Below are 15,964 nucleotides of genomic sequence, written 5' to 3' on the forward strand. Positions count from 1 at the left end.
GGGGTCGCGAGCCTATATCGCGGCGCCCCGGCCGGTGTTACCGTCCCCGCATGGCCAAGGTCGATGTCTCGCTCGACGCCGAACTCGTCGTCGAAGTCATGGTGCTCACCGGTGTGGGCAACCCCCGGGACGCCGTCGAACTGGTCGTGCGCGACTACATCGAGCGCGGCCATCGCACGGAGGCCAGGACCGCCGTCCGGGACGAGGCCCTGCGCGAGGTGGACGGCAAGCCGCGCGACGTCGAGGGCTGAGCGGGCCGGGGGTCGGCGGGCCGCGGGTCAGCGGGCGGGACGGCCGTTCTCCAGCTCCGCCGTCGTCGAGCCGTCCGCGAGCGCGTCCAGGGCGGCCAGGACACGTGGACCCAGCGCGCCCAGCAGGTAGTCGGTGAGCTCCTCGCGCGGGACCAGCCGCCAGGACAGCAACTCCGACTCCTGGAGCCGGATCGCCTTGCAGTCGTCCGCGCCGAGGACCCCGCCGTCGTACACGTACGCCATCAGCGGCGGCCGGTCCGGGCCGAGCACCCAGTCCACCGCGAGCAGCCGGCCCAGCTCGCGGTCGAGACCGATCTCCTCGAGCGTCTCGCGGCGCGCGGCCTGCCGGGGGCTCTCGCCGGTGTCGGACTCGATCGTGCCGCCCGGCAGCGCCCAGCCCGCCCGGTAGTTGGGCTCGACGAGCAGGACCCGCCCCTCGGCGTCCCGGAAGATCGCGGCGGCGCCGGCCAGGACACGGGGCAGGGAGGCGATGTACGCCGCGAAGTCGGGCGTGCCGGGGATGCTCATCCGGCAAGGGTAAGGGCGGCCGGCGAAGGGGTGCCGACGAAGGGGTGCCGGGCCGGCCGCGTACCGGCTCAGATCTCCGCCGGGCCGTCCCGCTCCCCGACCAGCCGCAGTGTCCGCCGCGCCAGCTCGCTGATGCGGACGCCGTCGAAGCCGAACACCGCGCTGCGCACGGTGTCCTCCAGCGGTTCCGTCCACCGCGGCGGGATCGCCGATGCGCCGGTCAGGACACCGGCCACCGAACCGGCCGTGGCGCCGTTGGAGTCGGTGTCCAGGCCGCCGCGCACGGTGAGCGTGACGGTCCGGGTGAAGTCGCCGTCGCCGTACAGCAGCCCGGCGGTGAGGACGGCGGCGTTCGGGACGGTGTGGATCCAGCCCAGGCCCGCCGTCTCCTCGCTCACCGTGGCGAGCGTGTCCTCCCAGGTCATGCGGGTGTCGTGGAGGGAGGCGACCCGGCGCACGGTCCGGGCCAGCCGGCTGCTCGCCGGGACGACGGCCAGCGCCTCGTCCAGCGCGTGGCGCACCGTCGGCGCGGTGAACGCCGCGGAGACCAGCGCCGCCGCGAACATCGCGCCGTACACGCCGTTGCCGGTGTGCGAGAGCACCGCGTCCCGGCGGGCGAGGGAGGCGGCGCGGCGGGGGAGCCCCGGGCAGGTCCAGCCGTAGATGTCGGCGCGGATCAGGGCGCCGATCCACTCCTGGTACGGGTTGTCGTACGTCGCCGTCAGCGGCGGCTTCAGCCCGGCCGTCAGGTTGCGGTAGGCGGCCCGCTCGGCGGTGAACGTCTGGAGATACGGCAGCCGCAGCAGCCACAGGTCGCCGACCTGCTCGGTACTGAAGCCGAAGCCGTGGGTCTCCAGGAGGTCGAGCCCGAGGATCGCGTAGTCGACGTCGTCGTCGCGGCAGCTGCCGTGGATACGGCCGCGCACACACTCCCGCCACTCCGGGCGCAGCCGAAGGCCGTCCTCCTCGGTGGCCGGCTCGGGCAGGTAGTCGGTCAGCGGCAGCGCTGCGGCCCGCCGCAGATAGCGGTCGATGCGCTCGCGCGTCCACAGGTCGCCCTGCTCGACCGGTTTGCCGAGCATGTTGCCCGCGATCCGGCCCAGCCAGCCCCCGAGGACGCGGTCGGCGAGCTCCGGCTCGCCGCCCACAGGGGTCATGGGTCCGGTCTACCCGATTCCGGTGACACCCGCGAGGGTTGCGACGGCCCACAGCCGCCGCTCAGGGTTGTTCCAGGGTCCGGGCACCGCATGACGGCGGGGCCGCCTTCCGGTTAAGGTCGCAGCGGCGCGACTGGCCCTGACGTGCGCGGGGCCCGGAGAGCAAGGGGATGCAAGGTGACGGACGCTCCAGCGCGGGGCACCCGACGGGTGCTCGTGGCCGCGGACAAGTTCAAGGGGTCGCTGACGGCGGTGGAGGTCGCCGAGCGGGTGACGGCCGGGCTGCGCCGGGTCGTGGCGGACCTCGAGGTGGAGGCCCTGCCCGTCGCCGACGGCGGTGACGGGACCGTCGCGGCGGCGGTCGCGGCAGGCTTCGAACGCCGGGAGATACGGGTCGCCGGGCCTCTCGGGCAGGAGGTGACCGCAGCGTTCGCGGTACGCGGCGACACCGCGGTCGTGGAGATGGCGGAGGCGAGCGGCCTGCAGCGGCTCCCGGCCGGCGTCTTCGCGCCCCTCACGGCCTCGACGTACGGCTCGGGCGAGCTGTTGCGGGCCGCGCTGGACGCGGGAGTGCGGACGATCGTCTTCGGGGTCGGCGGCAGCGCCACCACGGACGGCGGCGCCGGCATGCTGTCCGCGCTCGGCGCGCGGTTCCTCGACGAGGACGGCGAGCCGGTGGCTCCGGGCGGCGGCGGTCTCGCGGAGCTGGCCCGCGCCGACCTGTCGGGGCTGGACCCCCGGCTGGCCGCCGTGGAACTGGTCCTGGCGAGCGACGTCGACAACCCGCTGACCGGCCCCAAGGGCGCAGCGGCGGTGTACGGCCCGCAGAAGGGCGCCTCGCCGGACGACGTGGAGACGCTGGACGCGGCGCTCACGCACTATGCGGAGGTACTGGAGACGGCGCTCGGGTCGAAGGCGGCGGAGTACGCCGCCGCGCCGGGCGCGGGCGCCGCGGGCGGCATCGGCTACGGGGCGCTGCTCGTCGGCGCCCGCTTCCGCGCCGGCATCGAGGTCATGCTCGACGTGCTGGGCTTCGCGCCGGCGCTGGAGCGGGCCGAGCTGGTGATCACCGGTGAGGGCTCGCTGGACGAACAGACCCTGCACGGCAAGGCTCCCGCGGGCGTCGCCGCGGCAGCCCGGGCGGCCGGCAAGGAGGTCGTCGCCGTCTGCGGTCGCCTCGCCCTGCCCCCGGCGGCGCTGGGCCGGGCCGGAATCCGCCGCGCCTATCCGCTGACGGATGCCGAGCCGGACATCGCCAGGTGCATATCGGACGCCGGGCCGATCCTGGAGCGGGTGGCGGAACAGATCGGCCGCGACTTCCTGAGCTGAGCGGAGGCTACGGCAGGGGGATCAGTTCGCCGTCGGTCTCCCTGAAGTAGCTGCCGTTGGCGAGGCCCTCCACCTTGCTGTGCTTGAACCACTGCTTCGAGAAGTGATGGACGGTCTTCGCGGTGGTCTCCCAGACCAGGGAGTGACCCGCGCCGGCAAGGCAGAACATCAGCGTCTTCGGTCCCTTGACGGCGTCGTAGAGGGCCGGCACGGAGAAGCGCAGGATGTCCGGGAACGTCGCGGGGCTGTTCGCCGTCCGGTCCAGCTCCCCGTACGCGATGAGTACGGGGACCCTCTTGCCGAGCACCCGCGTGCCGACCGGGTTCTCGTACGCCGCGGTCTGGCTGTTCCAGCCCCACGAGTACGTGTTCCGGTACCGCAGGACACCCTCGTACACGCCCGGTGCCTCCTCGGGGCCCCACTTGCCGGCGAGGGGGTCGTCCTGCACGCAGGCGTCCCACACACGCTCCTCGATGCCGGGCTCCCACAGGGTGGGGGTGCTCGCCAGCGACGCCTTGAACCCGGTCTTGCCGGCGACGTGCATCGGGAAGCCGAACAGGTTGGGCGGCAGGGACACGGGCAGTGTCGATACACCGGACGGGCGTCCGAAGGGATCGGCGGGGTTCCCCGACCACCGCCCCTTCGGCGGGAACACCGGGGCGAGCAGGAACAGGCTCTCGACGTCCTCGGGACGGCGGAGCGTGTAGGGGCCCATGACGAGCGCGGCCGCGGACCAGCCGACAAAACGAATCGGCTTGTCCAGGCCGGGCACGGCCCTGATGTACTTGACCACCGTTTCGAGCTCTGCCGCCTCGCTCTCCGTGTTGCCCAGCTCGTGCGGGTACGGGGGCTGGGCGGAGCAGGGTTCCGGAAGCGGATGGGGGACGAGGACCGCTTGTTGCTGCGTCGGGTTGGCGTTGCACGGCTCGTCCATCACCTTCGGGCGTGGTGACCGGCCGGACCCCTGGAGATCCATGATGAAGACGTCGTAACCGTCCTGCGCGAGTTCCTGGGCCCAGCTGTAGCGGGTGGCGTGCCCGTTGGGCACCGGCGCCAGGTCGAACCCTGCCAGTGCCGGGACGCTTCTGCCGTGCAGCATGAGGACCGGCTTGTGCGGGTTGCTGCCGTGGGTGCCGTCGTACTCCCGGACGGGGAGCAGCACCGGGTCTCCGAAGTTCGCGGGGATCTTCGAGATGTGCGGCACCAGATGTTCCTTGAGGACGAGTGAGGCCATGGCCATCTCCCGAAGGGTGCAAAGGGGGTGATTCTCGTACAATCCCCCCTGCTTCTACCGTCCTCTTCTTCCTCACGCTCTGCAACCGCGCGTGGATCGCCGGTAGTTGACGGGGCAAGGGCACACGACGGACGTCCTTGAACGCAAAACGGGTGCGGCCCGGACCTTCGAGGTCCGGGCCGCACCCGTCGAGCGGTGGAGCGAGGGTCAGGGCAGCTGTGCCGCCCGCGCCTCGCGCCGGTTGTCGCGGAAGTTGTTCACCCGGCGGGCCGTGGCGAACAGCGGGATGACCGCGCCCATGACGAGCTGCAGCGCGCAGCCGGTCTGGAGCAGGAGCTGACCGCTCGGGGCGTCGAACGCCCAGGCCGCCAGCAGGCCCATCGACAGCACGATCCAGCAGAGCATCGCGCCGGCGAGGCGGCCCCGCGGCTTGGGGTACTCGACCCGGCTCACCATCAGCCACGCGGTGCCGATGATCGCCATGAGCGTGGCGACGAACGGCAGCTCGAGGAGCACGATCGAGACGACCGTCAGCGCGCCGAACGGCGACGGCATGCCCTGGAAGGTGCCGTCCTTGACGGTGACGCACGAGAATCTCGCGAGCCTCAGCACCACCGCGAGCAGCACCACGATCGCCCCGACCGCCGCCACCCGCTGGTGGGCGTCGTCGGCGACCATGCCGTAGACCAGGACGAAGTACGCCGGGGCCAGACCGAAGCTGATCAGGTCCGAGAGGTTGTCCAGTTCCGCGCCCATCGGGGACGAGCGCAGCTTGCGTGCGACCAGGCCGTCGAACAGGTCGAAGACCGCCGCGCACAGCATCAGGATGACCGCCGTGGCCGCGCTGTGGCGGGCCATGCCGGATTCCTGGCTGCCGGTGAGGTGCGGGATCAGGATGCCGGTGGTGGTGAAGTACACCGCCATGAAGCCGCACGTTGCGTTGCCGAGGGTGAGGGTGTCCGCTATCGACAGGCGGAGAGAGAGGGGCATCTCCTCCTCTTCGTCCACCTCGTCGGCCTCGGGCACCCAGCCCGCCTGGGTCTCCGGGTCAATCACGGTCAATGCGAGTCACCCCTGCCACGGTCTTCTGCCCCACCTCGACCGCGACGTCCACGCCCTCGGGGAGGTAGATGTCGACACGCGAACCGAAGCGGATCAGGCCGATCCGCTCGCCCTGCTCGACCTTCGTGCCCTCGGGGATGTAGGGGACGATGCGGCGGGCGACGGCTCCGGCGATCTGGATCATCTCGATGTCACCGAGCTCGGTGTCGAAGTGCCAGACGACGCGCTCGTTGTTCTCGCTCTCCTTGTTGAACGCCGGCACGAACCCGCCGGGGATGTGCTCGACCGACGTCACGGTGCCGGCCAGCGGCGCGCGGTTGACGTGGACGTTGAGCGGGCTCATGAAGATCGCGACCCGGGTGCGTCCGTCCTTCCACGGCATGATGCTCTGCACCACACCGTCGGCGGGGGAGATGACCCGGCCCGAGGCGATCTCGCGCTCGGGGTCGCGGAAGAACCACAGCATGCCCGCCGCGAGAGCGCTGGCGGGCACGGCGACGGCCTTCGCGGCACCCGAGCGGCGGGCGCGCAGCAGGCTGACGGCTGCGGTGGCGACGGTCGGCAGAAGCCACGGCGATGCTCCGCGCGCGAGGCGTGCGCCTACCAGGCTGTCGCGGTGTGCAGAGGTTTGGCTGTGGGGCATGGATGACCTTCGTAGCGGATGATGCCGCGCTTCGACGGGGGGACGGCGGCTTTCCGCGATCGTAGCGGTTCGGGGCCACAACTGGGTAAGCAAGGAAGCCGAGTCGACGGCAGAGGGAAGTTGACGGGGTGTGATCTTCTTCTCGAAGAAAACACCCCCAACCCGGACAATCAGCCTTGGAACCGGTACTCCTCGAGCAACCTGCGCCCGATGATCATTTTCTGGATTTCTGCGGTGCCTTCACCGATCAGCAGCATCGGGGCCTCGCGGTAGAGGCGCTCGATCTCGTACTCCTTGGAGAAGCCGTAGCCTCCGTGGATCCGGAAGGCATCCTCCACGACCTCCTTGCAGTACTCGGAGGCGAGGTACTTCGCCATCCCTGCCTCAAGGTCGTTTCGTTCCCCGGAGTCCTTTTTGCGTGCGGCGTTCACCATCATGGCATGGGCGGCCTCGACCTTGGTAGCCATCTCGGCGAGCTTGAACTGGATCGCCTGGTGCTGGGCGATCGGCTTGCCGAAGGTGTGACGCTGCTGGGCGTACGAGACGCCCAGCTCGAAGGCACGCTGGGCGACGCCGCAGCCACGGGCCGCGACATTGACGCGACCCACCTCGACCCCGTCCATCATTTGGTAAAAACCTCGGCCGGTGACCCCGCCGAGCACCCGATCGGCGGGAAGGCGCAGGCCATCCATGATCATCTCGGTGGTGTCCACCCCCTTGTACCCCATCTTGTCGATCTTGCCCGGGATGGTCAGGCCGGGGCGGACCTCACCGAAGCCGGGTTCCTTCTCGATCAGGAAGGTCGTCATCGACTTGTGCGGCTTGGCGGCCGCCTCTTCGGGGGAGTGTCCTTCGTCACTTCGGACCAGAACGGCCACCAGCGACGACGTGCCGCCGTTCGTCAGCCACATCTTCTGGCCGTTGAGGACGTACTCGTCGCCGTCCTTCACCGCCTTCGAGGTGATCGCGGACACGTCCGAGCCGAGAGCCGGCTCCGACATGGAGAAGGCGCCGCGGACGTCGCCGGCCGCCATCCTCGGCAGGAAGTGGTCCTTCTGCTCCTGCGTGCCGTGCTGCTTGAGCATGTACGCCACGATGAAGTGCGTGTTGATGATGCCGGAGACAGACATCCAGCCGCGGGCGATCTCCTCGACGCACAGCGCGTACGTCAGGAGCGACTCGCCCAGACCGCCGTACTCCTCGGGGATCATCAGACCGAACAGGCCCAACTCCTTGAGGCCGTCGACGATCTGCTGCGGGTACTCGTCGCGGTGCTCCAGCCCGGTCGCGACCGGGATGATCTCCTTGTCCACGAAGTCGCGGACGGTGGAGAGGATCTCCTGCTGGATGTCGGTCAGACCGGCGGTCTGGGCGAGGCGCGCCATGGCTACTTCTCCGTCTTTTCCGAAGGGTCGTTCAGCTCCGGGCGGCCCGGCTGCTCACCGCCGCGCTCCTTGATGTACGTCTCGGTCGGCACCATCACCTTGCGGCGGAACACGCAGACCAGGGTGCCGTCCTGCTTGTAGCCCTTCGTCTCGACGTAGACGATCCCGCGGTCGTTCTTCGACTTCGACGGCCACTTGTCGAGCACGGTCGTCTGCCCGTAGATCGTGTCGCCGTGGAAGGTCGGCGCCACGTGCTTGAGCGACTCGATCTCCAGGTTGGCGATCGCCTTGCCCGAGACGTCCGGCACGGACATGCCGAGCAGCAGCGAGTAGATGTAGTTGCCCACGACGACGTTCTTGCCGAAGTCGGTCGTCCGCTCCGCGTAGTTGGTGTCCATGTGGAGCGGGTGGTGGTTCATGGTGAGGAGACAGAACAGGTGGTCGTCGTACTCCGTGACCGTCTTGCCCGGCCAGTGCTTGTACGTCGCCCCGACCTCGAACTCCTCGTAGGTGCGTCCGAACTGCATGGCGCTCAGCCCTCCGGGATCTCGAACTTGCTGGTGCGCTGCATGCCGGCGGCGCGGCCCTTGCCGGAGATGACCAGCGCCATCTTGCGGCTGGCCTCGTCGATCATCTCGTCGCCGAGCATCGCCGAGCCCTTCTTGCCGCCCGCCTCGGACGTGTAGTAGTCGTACGCGTCCAGGATCAGCTCGGCGTGGTCGAAGTCCTCCTGCGACGGCGAGAAGATCTCGTTGGACGCCTCGACCTGGCCCGGGTGCAGCACCCACTTGCCGTCGAAGCCGAGCGCGGCAGCACGTCCGGCGACCTCGCGGTAGCCGTCGACGTTGCGGATCTGCAGGTAGGGGCCGTCGATCGCCTGGAGGTCGTTGGCGCGGGCGGCCATCAGGATCTTCATGAGGATGTAGTGGTACGCGTCCGCCGGGTAGCCGGGCGGCTGCTCGCCCACGACCAGCGACTTCATGTTGATCGACGCCATGAAGTCGGCCGGGCCGAAGATGATCGTCTCGACGCGCTGGGAAGCCGTGGCGATCTCGTTGACGTTGTTGAGGCCCTGCGCGTTCTCGATCTGCGCCTCGATGCCGATGCGGCCGACCTCGAAGCCCATGGTCTTCTCGATCTGCGTCAGGAGCAGGTCCAGCGCGACGACCTGCTGGGCGCTCTGCACCTTGGGCAGCATGATGCAGTCGAGGTTGGGTCCCGCGCCCTCGACCACCGTCACGACGTCGCGGTACGTCCACTCGGTCGTCCAGTCGTTGACCCGGACCACCCTCGTCTTGCCCGTCCAGTCGCCCTCGTTGAGGAACTTGACGATGGTGTGCCGTGCCTCGGGCTTGGCGAGCGGCGCGCACGCGTCCTCGAGGTCGAGGAACACCTGGTCCGCCGGGAGGCCCTGCGCCTTCTCGAGGAAGCGGGGGTTGCTGCCCGGGACCGCGAGACACGAGCGGCGGGGACGCAGACGGTTGACGGTCATGCGGGGACCTCCAGGGGGTCGAGCTTGTTCGCTTTCCGGATCTCGTCGACGATGCGGCCGATGATTCCGGTGATGTCGAAGTCCTTCGGGGTGAAGACCGCGGCCACGCCGGCAGCCCTGAGCTGTTCGGCGTCTCCATTCGGGATGATGCCACCGGCGATCACCGGGATGTCTGTGGCACCGGCCACACGCAGCCGTTCGAGGACGTCCGGCACCAGCTGGGCGTGCGAGCCGGAGAGGATGGACAGGCCGACGGCGTGCACGTCCTCCTCCAGCGCGGCGTCCACGATCTGCTCGGGCGTCAGCCGGATGCCCTGGTAGACCACCTCGAAGCCGGCGTCCCGAGCGCGTACGGCTATCTGCTCGGCGCCGTTGGAGTGCCCGTCCAGGCCCGGCTTGCCGACCAGGAAGCGCAGCTTGCCGACGCCCATGTCCTTCGCGGTCACATCGACCCGGCGGCGGACGTCGGCCATGGCCGAGCCCTCCTCGGCCGGGACCGCCACCGGCGCCGACGACACACCGGTCGGGGCGCGGAACTCGCCGAACACCTCGCGCAGCGCCCCGGACCACTCGCCGGTCGTGACCCCGGCGCGGGCGCACTCCAGGGTGGCCTCCATGAGGTTGGCGGTGCCCTTGGCGGCCTCCTTCAGCTTCTCCAGCGCCTTGCACGGGCGCGGGTGGTTGAAGGGCGGCTGGTAGCGCGTGTCGCGCCAGTTCTCCAGGGAGGCGATGACCCGGGCCTCGACCGCCGGATCGACCGTCTGGATGGCCGTGTCGAGATCCGCGGTGAGCGGGTTGGGCTCGGTCGTCTCGAAGACGTTGACGCCGATGATCTTCTCCTGCCCGGACTCGATCCGGGCCCGGCGCTCGGCGTGCGAGGAGACGAGCTGCGACTTGAGGTAGCCGGACTCGACGGCGGCCATCGCGCCGCCCATCTCCTGGATCCGCTCGATCTCCGTGAGGGACTCCTCGACCAGCTCGCTCACCTTGGTCTCGATGACCTTCGAGCCCTCGAAGATGTCCTCGTACTCCAGCAGGTCGCTCTCCAGGGCGAGCACCTGCTGGATGCGCAGCGACCACTGCTGGTCCCAGGGGCGGGGCAGGCCGAGGGCCTCGTTCCAGGCGGGCAGCTGCACGGCACGCGCGCGTGCGTCCTTCGACAGCGTCACGGCGAGCATCTCGAGGACGATCCGCTGGACGTTGTTCTCCGGCTGCGCCTCCGTCAGGCCCAGGGAGTTGACCTGGACGCCGTAGCGGAAGCGGCGCTGCTTGGCGTTCTCGATGCCGTAGCGCTCGAGGGTGATCCGGTCCCAGATGCGGCCGAAGGCGCGCATCTTGCACATCTCCTCGACGAACCGGACGCCCGCGTTGACGAAGAAGGAGATACGGGCGACGACATCGCCGAACTTCTCGGCCGGCACCTGTCCGGAGTCACGGACGGCGTCCAGCACGGCGATCGCCGTGGACATCGCGTACGCGATCTCCTGGACCGGCGTGGCCCCGGCCTCCTGCAGGTGGTAGCTGCAGATGTTGATCGGGTTCCACTTCGGGATGTGGGACACCGTGTACGCGATCATGTCCGTGGTGAGACGGAGGCTCGGCCCCGGCGGGAACACGTGCGTGCCCCGGGACAGGTACTCCTTGACGATGTCGTTCTGGGTCGTGCCCTGGAGCAGGGTGATGTCCGCGCCCTGCTCCTCGGCGACGACCTGGTAGAGCGCCAGCAGCCACATGGCGGTGGCGTTGATCGTCATCGAGGTGTTCATCTGCTCCAGGGGGATGTCCTGGAACAGCCTGCGCATGTCACCGAGATGGGCCACCGGCACGCCGACCCGGCCGACCTCGCCGCGGGCGAGGACGTGGTCGGAGTCGTAGCCGGTCTGGGTGGGCAGGTCGAACGCGACCGACAGACCCGTCTGGCCCTTGGCGAGGTTGCGCCGGTACAGCTCGTTGGACGCCTCGGCCGTGGAGTGACCGGCGTACGTGCGCATGAGCCACGGCCGGTCCTTCTGACGCTCAGTCATCAATGACCCCGGGTGTCTCAGATGTTGCGGAAGCGGTTGATGGCGTCGATGTGCTGGGCGCGCTTCTCCTCGTCGCGCACACCCAGACCCTCCTCGGGGGCCAGCGCGAGAACACCGACCTTGCCCTGGTGGAGGTTGCGGTGCACGTCGTAGGCGGCCTGCCCGGTCTCCTCCAGGGAGTAGACCTTCGACAGCGTCGGGTGGATCTTGCCCTTCGCGATCAGCCGGTTGGCCTCCCAGGCCTCGCGGTAGTTGGCGAAGTGCGAGCCGATGATCCGCTTCAGGGACATCCACAGGTAGCGGTTGTCGTACTCGTGCATGTAGCCGGAGGTCGAGGCGCAGGTGGTGATGGTGCCGCCCTTGCGGGTGACGTAGACCGAGGCGCCGAAGGTCTCGCGGCCGGGGTGCTCGAAGACGATGTCGATGTCCTCGCCGCCGGTGAACTCGCGGATGCGCTTGCCGAAGCGCTTCCACTCCTTCGGGTCCTGGGTCCGCTCGTCCTTCCAGAACCTGTAGCCCTCGGCGTTGCGGTCGATGACCGCCTCGGCGCCCATGGCCTGGCAGATGTCGGCCTTCTCGGGGGATGAGACGACACAGATCGGGTTGGCGCCGCCGGCCAGGGCGAACTGCGTGGCGTAGCTGCCGAGTCCGCCGCTGGCGCCCCAGATCAGGACGTTGTCGCCCTGCTTCATGCCGGCGCCGTTGCGGGAGACGAGCTGCCGGTAGGCGGTGGAGTTGACGAGGCCGGGGGCCGCCGCCTCCTCCCACGACAGGTGGTCCGGCTTCGGCATCAGCTGGTTGGACTTGACCAGGGCGATCTCGGCGAGGCCGCCGAAGTTGGTCTCGAAGCCCCAGATGCGCTGCTCGGGGTCGAGCATCGTGTCGTTGTGGCCGTCCGACGACTCCAGTTCCACGGACAGACAGTGCGCGACGACCTCGTCGCCCGGCTTCCAGGCGTTGACGCCCGGGCCGGTGCGCAGGACCACGCCCGCCAGGTCGGAACCGATGACGTGGTACGGCAGGTCGTGCCGCTTGGTGAGCTCGCTGAGCCTGCCGTAGCGCTCCAGGAAGGAGAACGTCGACACCGGCTCGAAGATCGAGGTCCACACGGAGTTGTAGTTGACCGAGGAGGCCATGACGGCCACCAGGGCCTCGCCCGGACCGAGCTCGGGCAGGGCCACCTCGTCCAGGTGGAGGGACTTGCGGGGGTCCTTGTCGCGGCTCTCGAGGCCGGCGAACAGCTCTGCCTCGTCCTTGTGCACGGTGATCGCGCGGTAGGACTCGGGGAGCGGCAGAGCGGCGAAGTCGTCCGGCGTCGAGTCCGGCGACTGGATCGCGTCCAGGATCTTCTGCATGGTCACGGTGTTGCCTCCGGCGGTGAGCGCCCTGAGGGCGGGGCGCTGAGGGTTACGTCGGTGCTGCTGAGGGTTTGGGGTGAACGTGCCGTCGGTTCGGCGGATGTGCTGTTCGGCAGCGCTTTGTGGCGCGGGAGGTTGCCTGTGACGCAGGCGTCCGGGCGCGCAAACCATGAGCTTGCGGGGACAGCCGACGTACGAAAGGTCTCTGCACGCCGGCCGCCCGGACACCTTCAACGTATGACACCGCGTGTCACCCCGCAAGGCACTGAGTGCCAGAACTTGGTCTCAGCTGAAATCTTTACGTAACAAATGAGCGATGATCGATCGAACGGGCTCTGAAATGTGCGCGAAAAGGGGCTCTGACATGCCAAAACGGCCACCCGGTGGGGTGGCCGTCGTCACAGCGTGAAAGGGGTTCCGAGGGGTGCTCAGCGCTCCTTGAGAGCCTGCTCGATGGTGCGCATGACCTCGTCCAGCGAGGCGTCGGTGCGGGCGACCGTCACCAGCACCTCGCCCTGGGCGGAGACCGCCGCCGGGGCCGGCTGAGGGGCGCCCGCGCTGCTGCGGCCGGCTCCTATGCCCGTCCCGAACGTCTTCCGCACGATCGCGAAGGCATGGTCGAGCTGGGTCTCGACGTCGCCCTGGCCGCCGGCTCTGAGCCAGCGCCGCAGCACGTGGTTGTGGGCGGTGACCACGGCGGACGCGGCGACCTCGGCGAGCAGCGGATCGTCGTTGGCGTCGTCGTCGTGGGCGTGCTCGTCGAAGTGCCCGAGGAGGTAGCGGGTGAAGAGGCGCTCGTAGCGGGCCACCGACGCGATCTCCGCCTCGCGCAGGGTGGGCACCTCGCGCGTCAGCTTGTAGCGGGCGACCGAGATCTCCGGCCGGGCCGCGTACATCTTCATGACCTCCTTGATGCCGCGGCACACCGTGTCGAGCGGATGCTCGTGCGCCGGGGCCGCGTTGAGCACGGCCTCCGCCCGGATCAAGGTGTCGTCGTGGTCGGGGAAGATCGCCTCTTCCTTGGAGCGGAAGTGGCGGAAGAAGGTCCGGCGGGCGACTCCGGCCGCGGCCGCGATCTCGTCGACCGTGGTCGCCTCGTACCCCTTGGTCGCGAACAGCTCCATCGCCGCGGCCGCCAGTTCTCGGCGCATCTTGAGTCGCTGGGCTGCCGCTCGGCTGCCCGCGGCACTCTCCGGCGCGTCGGGCGTGGCTGGTGTACGTGAGGACCTGGCGGGCTGGGGCATGACCCGAACGTACTGCATGTGCGCAGCTCGGTGCGCCTGTCCGGGGTTTCCCCCGCCCTCGGTGGGCGGGGGCCCGAGGGCGGGGTCGAGCAGCCCGCCCCAGTCCTCGTCCGCGCGGAGCCGGTCGCCGATGCCCTCAGCGGCGGGCATATTCGCGGAAGCCGCGGCCGGTCTTGCGGCCGAGGCAGCCCGCGGCCACCAGGTGCTCCAGGAGCGGGGCCGGGGCCAGGCCCGGGTCCCGGAACTCGCGGTGCAGCACCTTCTCGATCGCCAGGGAGACGTCGAGGCCGACGACGTCCAGCAGCTCGAAGGGGCCCATCGGGTAGCCACCGCCCAGCTTCATCGCCGCGTCGATGTCGTCGAGGGACGCGTAGTGCTCCTGGACCATCTTGATCGCGTTGTTGAGGTACGGGAAGAGCAGCGCGTTCACGATGAAGCCCGCGCGGTCTCCGCAGTCCACCGCGTGCTTCTTGATCCGCCCGCACACCTCGCGGACCGTCGCGTGGACGTCGTCGGCCGTCAGCACCGTACGCACGACCTCGACCAGCTTCATCGCGGGCGCCGGGTTGAAGAAGTGCATCCCGATCACGTCCTGCGGGCGCGAGGTGGCGCGGGCGCAGGCGACGACCGGCAGGGAGGAGGTCGTCGTGGCGAGGACCGCGCCGGGCTTGCACACCTTGTCCAGCGTCGCGAACAGCTGCTGCTTGACCTCCAGGTCCTCGGCGACCGCCTCGAGCGCGAGGTCGACGTCGGCGAAGGCGTCGTAGGAGCCGGCCGGGGTGATCCGGTCCAGGATCTGGGCCGCGTTCTCCGCGGTCAGCCGGCCCTTGTCGACCGAGCGGGAGAGCGACTTGCCGATCCGGGCCTTGGCGGTCTGCGCCTTCTCCTCGCTGCGGGCGGCGAGGACGACGTCGTAGCCGGCCTTGGCGAAGACCTCGGCGATGCCGGAGGCCATGGTGCCGGAGCCGGCGACACCGACCGAACGGACCGGACGGCCGGGGGCCGCGCCGTCGCCGGACAGGGGGGTCAGCGCGTCCGGGACGACCGTCGCGCTGTTCGGGGCGTCGTAGGTGTAGAAGCCGCGGCCCGACTTACGGCCGGTCAGGCCCGCCTCGCTGAGCTGCTTGAGGATCGGCGCGGGGGCGTGCAGCCGGTCGTGGGACTCGGCGTACATGGCCTCCAGGACCGTACGGGCCGTGTCCACGCCGATCAGGTCGAGCAGGGCGAGCGGGCCCATCGGCAGTCCGCAGCCCAGCCGCATCGCGGCGTCGATGTCCTCACGGGAGGCGTACCGGGCCTCGTACATCGCGGCGGCCTGGTTGAGGTAGCCGAACAGCAGGCCGTCGGCGACGAAGCCGGGGCGGTCGCCGACCGCGACCGGCTCCTTGCCGAGGTCGAGGGCGAGGTTGGTGACGGCGGTGACCGCGGTGGGCGCGGTCAGCACCGAGGAGACGACCTCGACCAGCTTCATGGCCGGCGCCGGGTTGAAGAAGTGCAGGCCCAACACCCGCTCCGGACGCGCCGAGTCGGCGGCGAGCCGGGTCACGGAGAGCGCGTTGGTGCCGGTGGCGAGGATGGTCTCGGGCCGCACCAGCCCGTCCAGCTCGCGGAAGATCTGCTGCTTGATCTCGTACGACTCCGGCGCCACCTCGATGACGAGGTCGGCGTCGGCCGCCGTGCGCAGGTCGGTGGAGACACGGACCCGGGCCAGGACCGCGGTGCGCTCCTGCTCGGTGATCCGGCCGCGCTGCACGGCGCGGGCGGTGGAGGCCTCCACCGCGGCGAGGGACCGCGCGGCCTGGGCCTCGCTGATGTCGATGCCGATCACCTCGCGACCGGCCTTCGCCAGGACCTCGGTGATGCCGGTGCCCATGGTGCCGAGGCCGATGACGGCGATCGTCCGGAGCGGGGACAGAGGGGTGTCGGACAGGGGAGCGACCATCGCGGGACTCCAGAAATGAGGTGACGACTGGGAACGCGCCCGGGTGCGCCGAACGGCCTCTGCGAGGCTTGGGCGCACCGGATGCGGTGAAGGATTCGCGGGTGTTGCCGGGCTGACGAGCGCACACGCCCGGTGCCGTCGCCGAGGGCGCGCACACGCCCGGAGCGAACGGAAGATCCGACCGGCCCTGTCCCGTGGCCGGGTCGTACAGCGGTACCTGTGGTACCGAACCGACTTCTCGCGGCGACTGCGTCACCAGGCCACCACGAGGAGGTGAAGCGAGTGATTGACTCGCTCGTATGAGCTTAACCGGTG

At 69.9% G+C, this 15,964-nt stretch carries 14 protein-coding genes; 2 read left to right on the forward strand and 12 right to left on the reverse strand.

Annotated features, from left to right (window positions below):
* The first annotated feature begins 50 nt into the window (after window positions 1-50).
* Window positions 51-251, forward strand: a complete 201-nt coding sequence (locus tag OG736_RS34540; protein WP_327185878.1) for a type II toxin-antitoxin system VapB family antitoxin — start codon at window positions 51-53, stop codon at window positions 249-251.
* A 27-nt stretch (window positions 252-278) separates the two neighbouring features.
* Here OG736_RS34540 and OG736_RS34545 read toward each other — a convergent pair whose 3' ends face one another.
* Together OG736_RS34545 and OG736_RS34550 are read right to left on the reverse strand one after the other, a co-directional pair.
* Window positions 279-779, reverse strand: coding sequence for an NUDIX domain-containing protein (locus OG736_RS34545; RefSeq protein ID WP_327185879.1), 501 nt, complete (start codon window positions 777-779; stop codon window positions 279-281).
* A 68-nt stretch (window positions 780-847) separates the two neighbouring features.
* On the reverse strand, window positions 848-1,936 hold the full coding sequence (locus tag OG736_RS34550; protein WP_327185880.1) for an ADP-ribosylglycohydrolase family protein: 1,089 nt from the start codon (window positions 1,934-1,936) through the stop codon (window positions 848-850).
* Between the two features lie 210 nt (window positions 1,937-2,146).
* Between OG736_RS34550 and OG736_RS34555 the strand changes: the two genes are divergently transcribed.
* Window positions 2,147-3,265 (forward strand): glycerate kinase, encoded by a 1,119-nt coding sequence (locus OG736_RS34555; RefSeq protein ID WP_327187786.1) that lies wholly within the window; start codon window positions 2,147-2,149, stop codon window positions 3,263-3,265.
* A gap of 7 nt (window positions 3,266-3,272) precedes the next feature.
* On the opposite strand, the gene OG736_RS34560 is transcribed toward OG736_RS34555, so the two are convergent.
* The 10 genes from OG736_RS34560 to OG736_RS34605 form a co-directional block, all read right to left on the reverse strand.
* Complete coding sequence (locus tag OG736_RS34560; protein WP_442817111.1) at window positions 3,273-4,505, reverse strand: alpha/beta hydrolase; 1,233 nt, start codon at window positions 4,503-4,505, stop codon at window positions 3,273-3,275.
* 201 nt (window positions 4,506-4,706) lie between these two features.
* On the reverse strand, window positions 4,707-5,525 hold the full coding sequence (gene pssA, locus OG736_RS34565) for a CDP-diacylglycerol--serine O-phosphatidyltransferase (protein ID WP_327187788.1): 819 nt from the start codon (window positions 5,523-5,525) through the stop codon (window positions 4,707-4,709).
* A gap of 22 nt (window positions 5,526-5,547) precedes the next feature.
* Entirely contained in the window at window positions 5,548-6,204 is a 657-nt protein-coding gene (locus OG736_RS34570) for a phosphatidylserine decarboxylase (protein ID WP_327185881.1), read from the reverse strand.
* Between the two features lie 170 nt (window positions 6,205-6,374).
* Complete coding sequence (locus OG736_RS34575; protein ID WP_327185882.1) at window positions 6,375-7,589, reverse strand: acyl-CoA dehydrogenase family protein; 1,215 nt, start codon at window positions 7,587-7,589, stop codon at window positions 6,375-6,377.
* 2 nt (window positions 7,590-7,591) lie between these two features.
* Window positions 7,592-8,116, reverse strand: a complete 525-nt coding sequence (locus OG736_RS34580) for a MaoC family dehydratase (protein WP_327185883.1) — start codon at window positions 8,114-8,116, stop codon at window positions 7,592-7,594.
* Between the two features lie 5 nt (window positions 8,117-8,121).
* A complete protein-coding gene (locus tag OG736_RS34585) occupies window positions 8,122-9,081 on the reverse strand; it encodes an HpcH/HpaI aldolase/citrate lyase family protein (RefSeq protein ID WP_020125550.1) in 960 nt (319 codons plus the stop codon).
* Window positions 9,078-11,105, reverse strand: a complete 2,028-nt coding sequence (locus OG736_RS34590) for an ethylmalonyl-CoA mutase (RefSeq protein WP_327185884.1) — start codon at window positions 11,103-11,105, stop codon at window positions 9,078-9,080. Before OG736_RS34590 ends, OG736_RS34585 begins: the two co-directional genes overlap by 4 nt.
* A gap of 17 nt (window positions 11,106-11,122) precedes the next feature.
* Complete coding sequence (gene ccrA / locus OG736_RS34595) at window positions 11,123-12,460, reverse strand: crotonyl-CoA carboxylase/reductase (RefSeq protein ID WP_327187789.1); 1,338 nt, start codon at window positions 12,458-12,460, stop codon at window positions 11,123-11,125.
* A gap of 431 nt (window positions 12,461-12,891) precedes the next feature.
* The gene (locus OG736_RS34600; RefSeq protein WP_200839964.1) at window positions 12,892-13,707 is read right to left on the reverse strand and encodes a TetR family transcriptional regulator; all 816 of its coding nucleotides are present in this window, start codon (window positions 13,705-13,707) and stop codon (window positions 12,892-12,894) included.
* A 136-nt stretch (window positions 13,708-13,843) separates the two neighbouring features.
* Window positions 13,844-15,649, reverse strand: coding sequence for a 3-hydroxyacyl-CoA dehydrogenase family protein (locus OG736_RS34605; RefSeq protein WP_327185885.1), 1,806 nt, complete (start codon window positions 15,647-15,649; stop codon window positions 13,844-13,846).
* Window positions 15,650-15,964: the final 315 nt, after the last annotated feature.

It is taken from the genome of Streptomyces sp. NBC_01334, from assembly GCF_035983595.1.
Classification (GTDB): domain Bacteria; phylum Actinomycetota; class Actinomycetes; order Streptomycetales; family Streptomycetaceae; genus Streptomyces; species Streptomyces coriariae.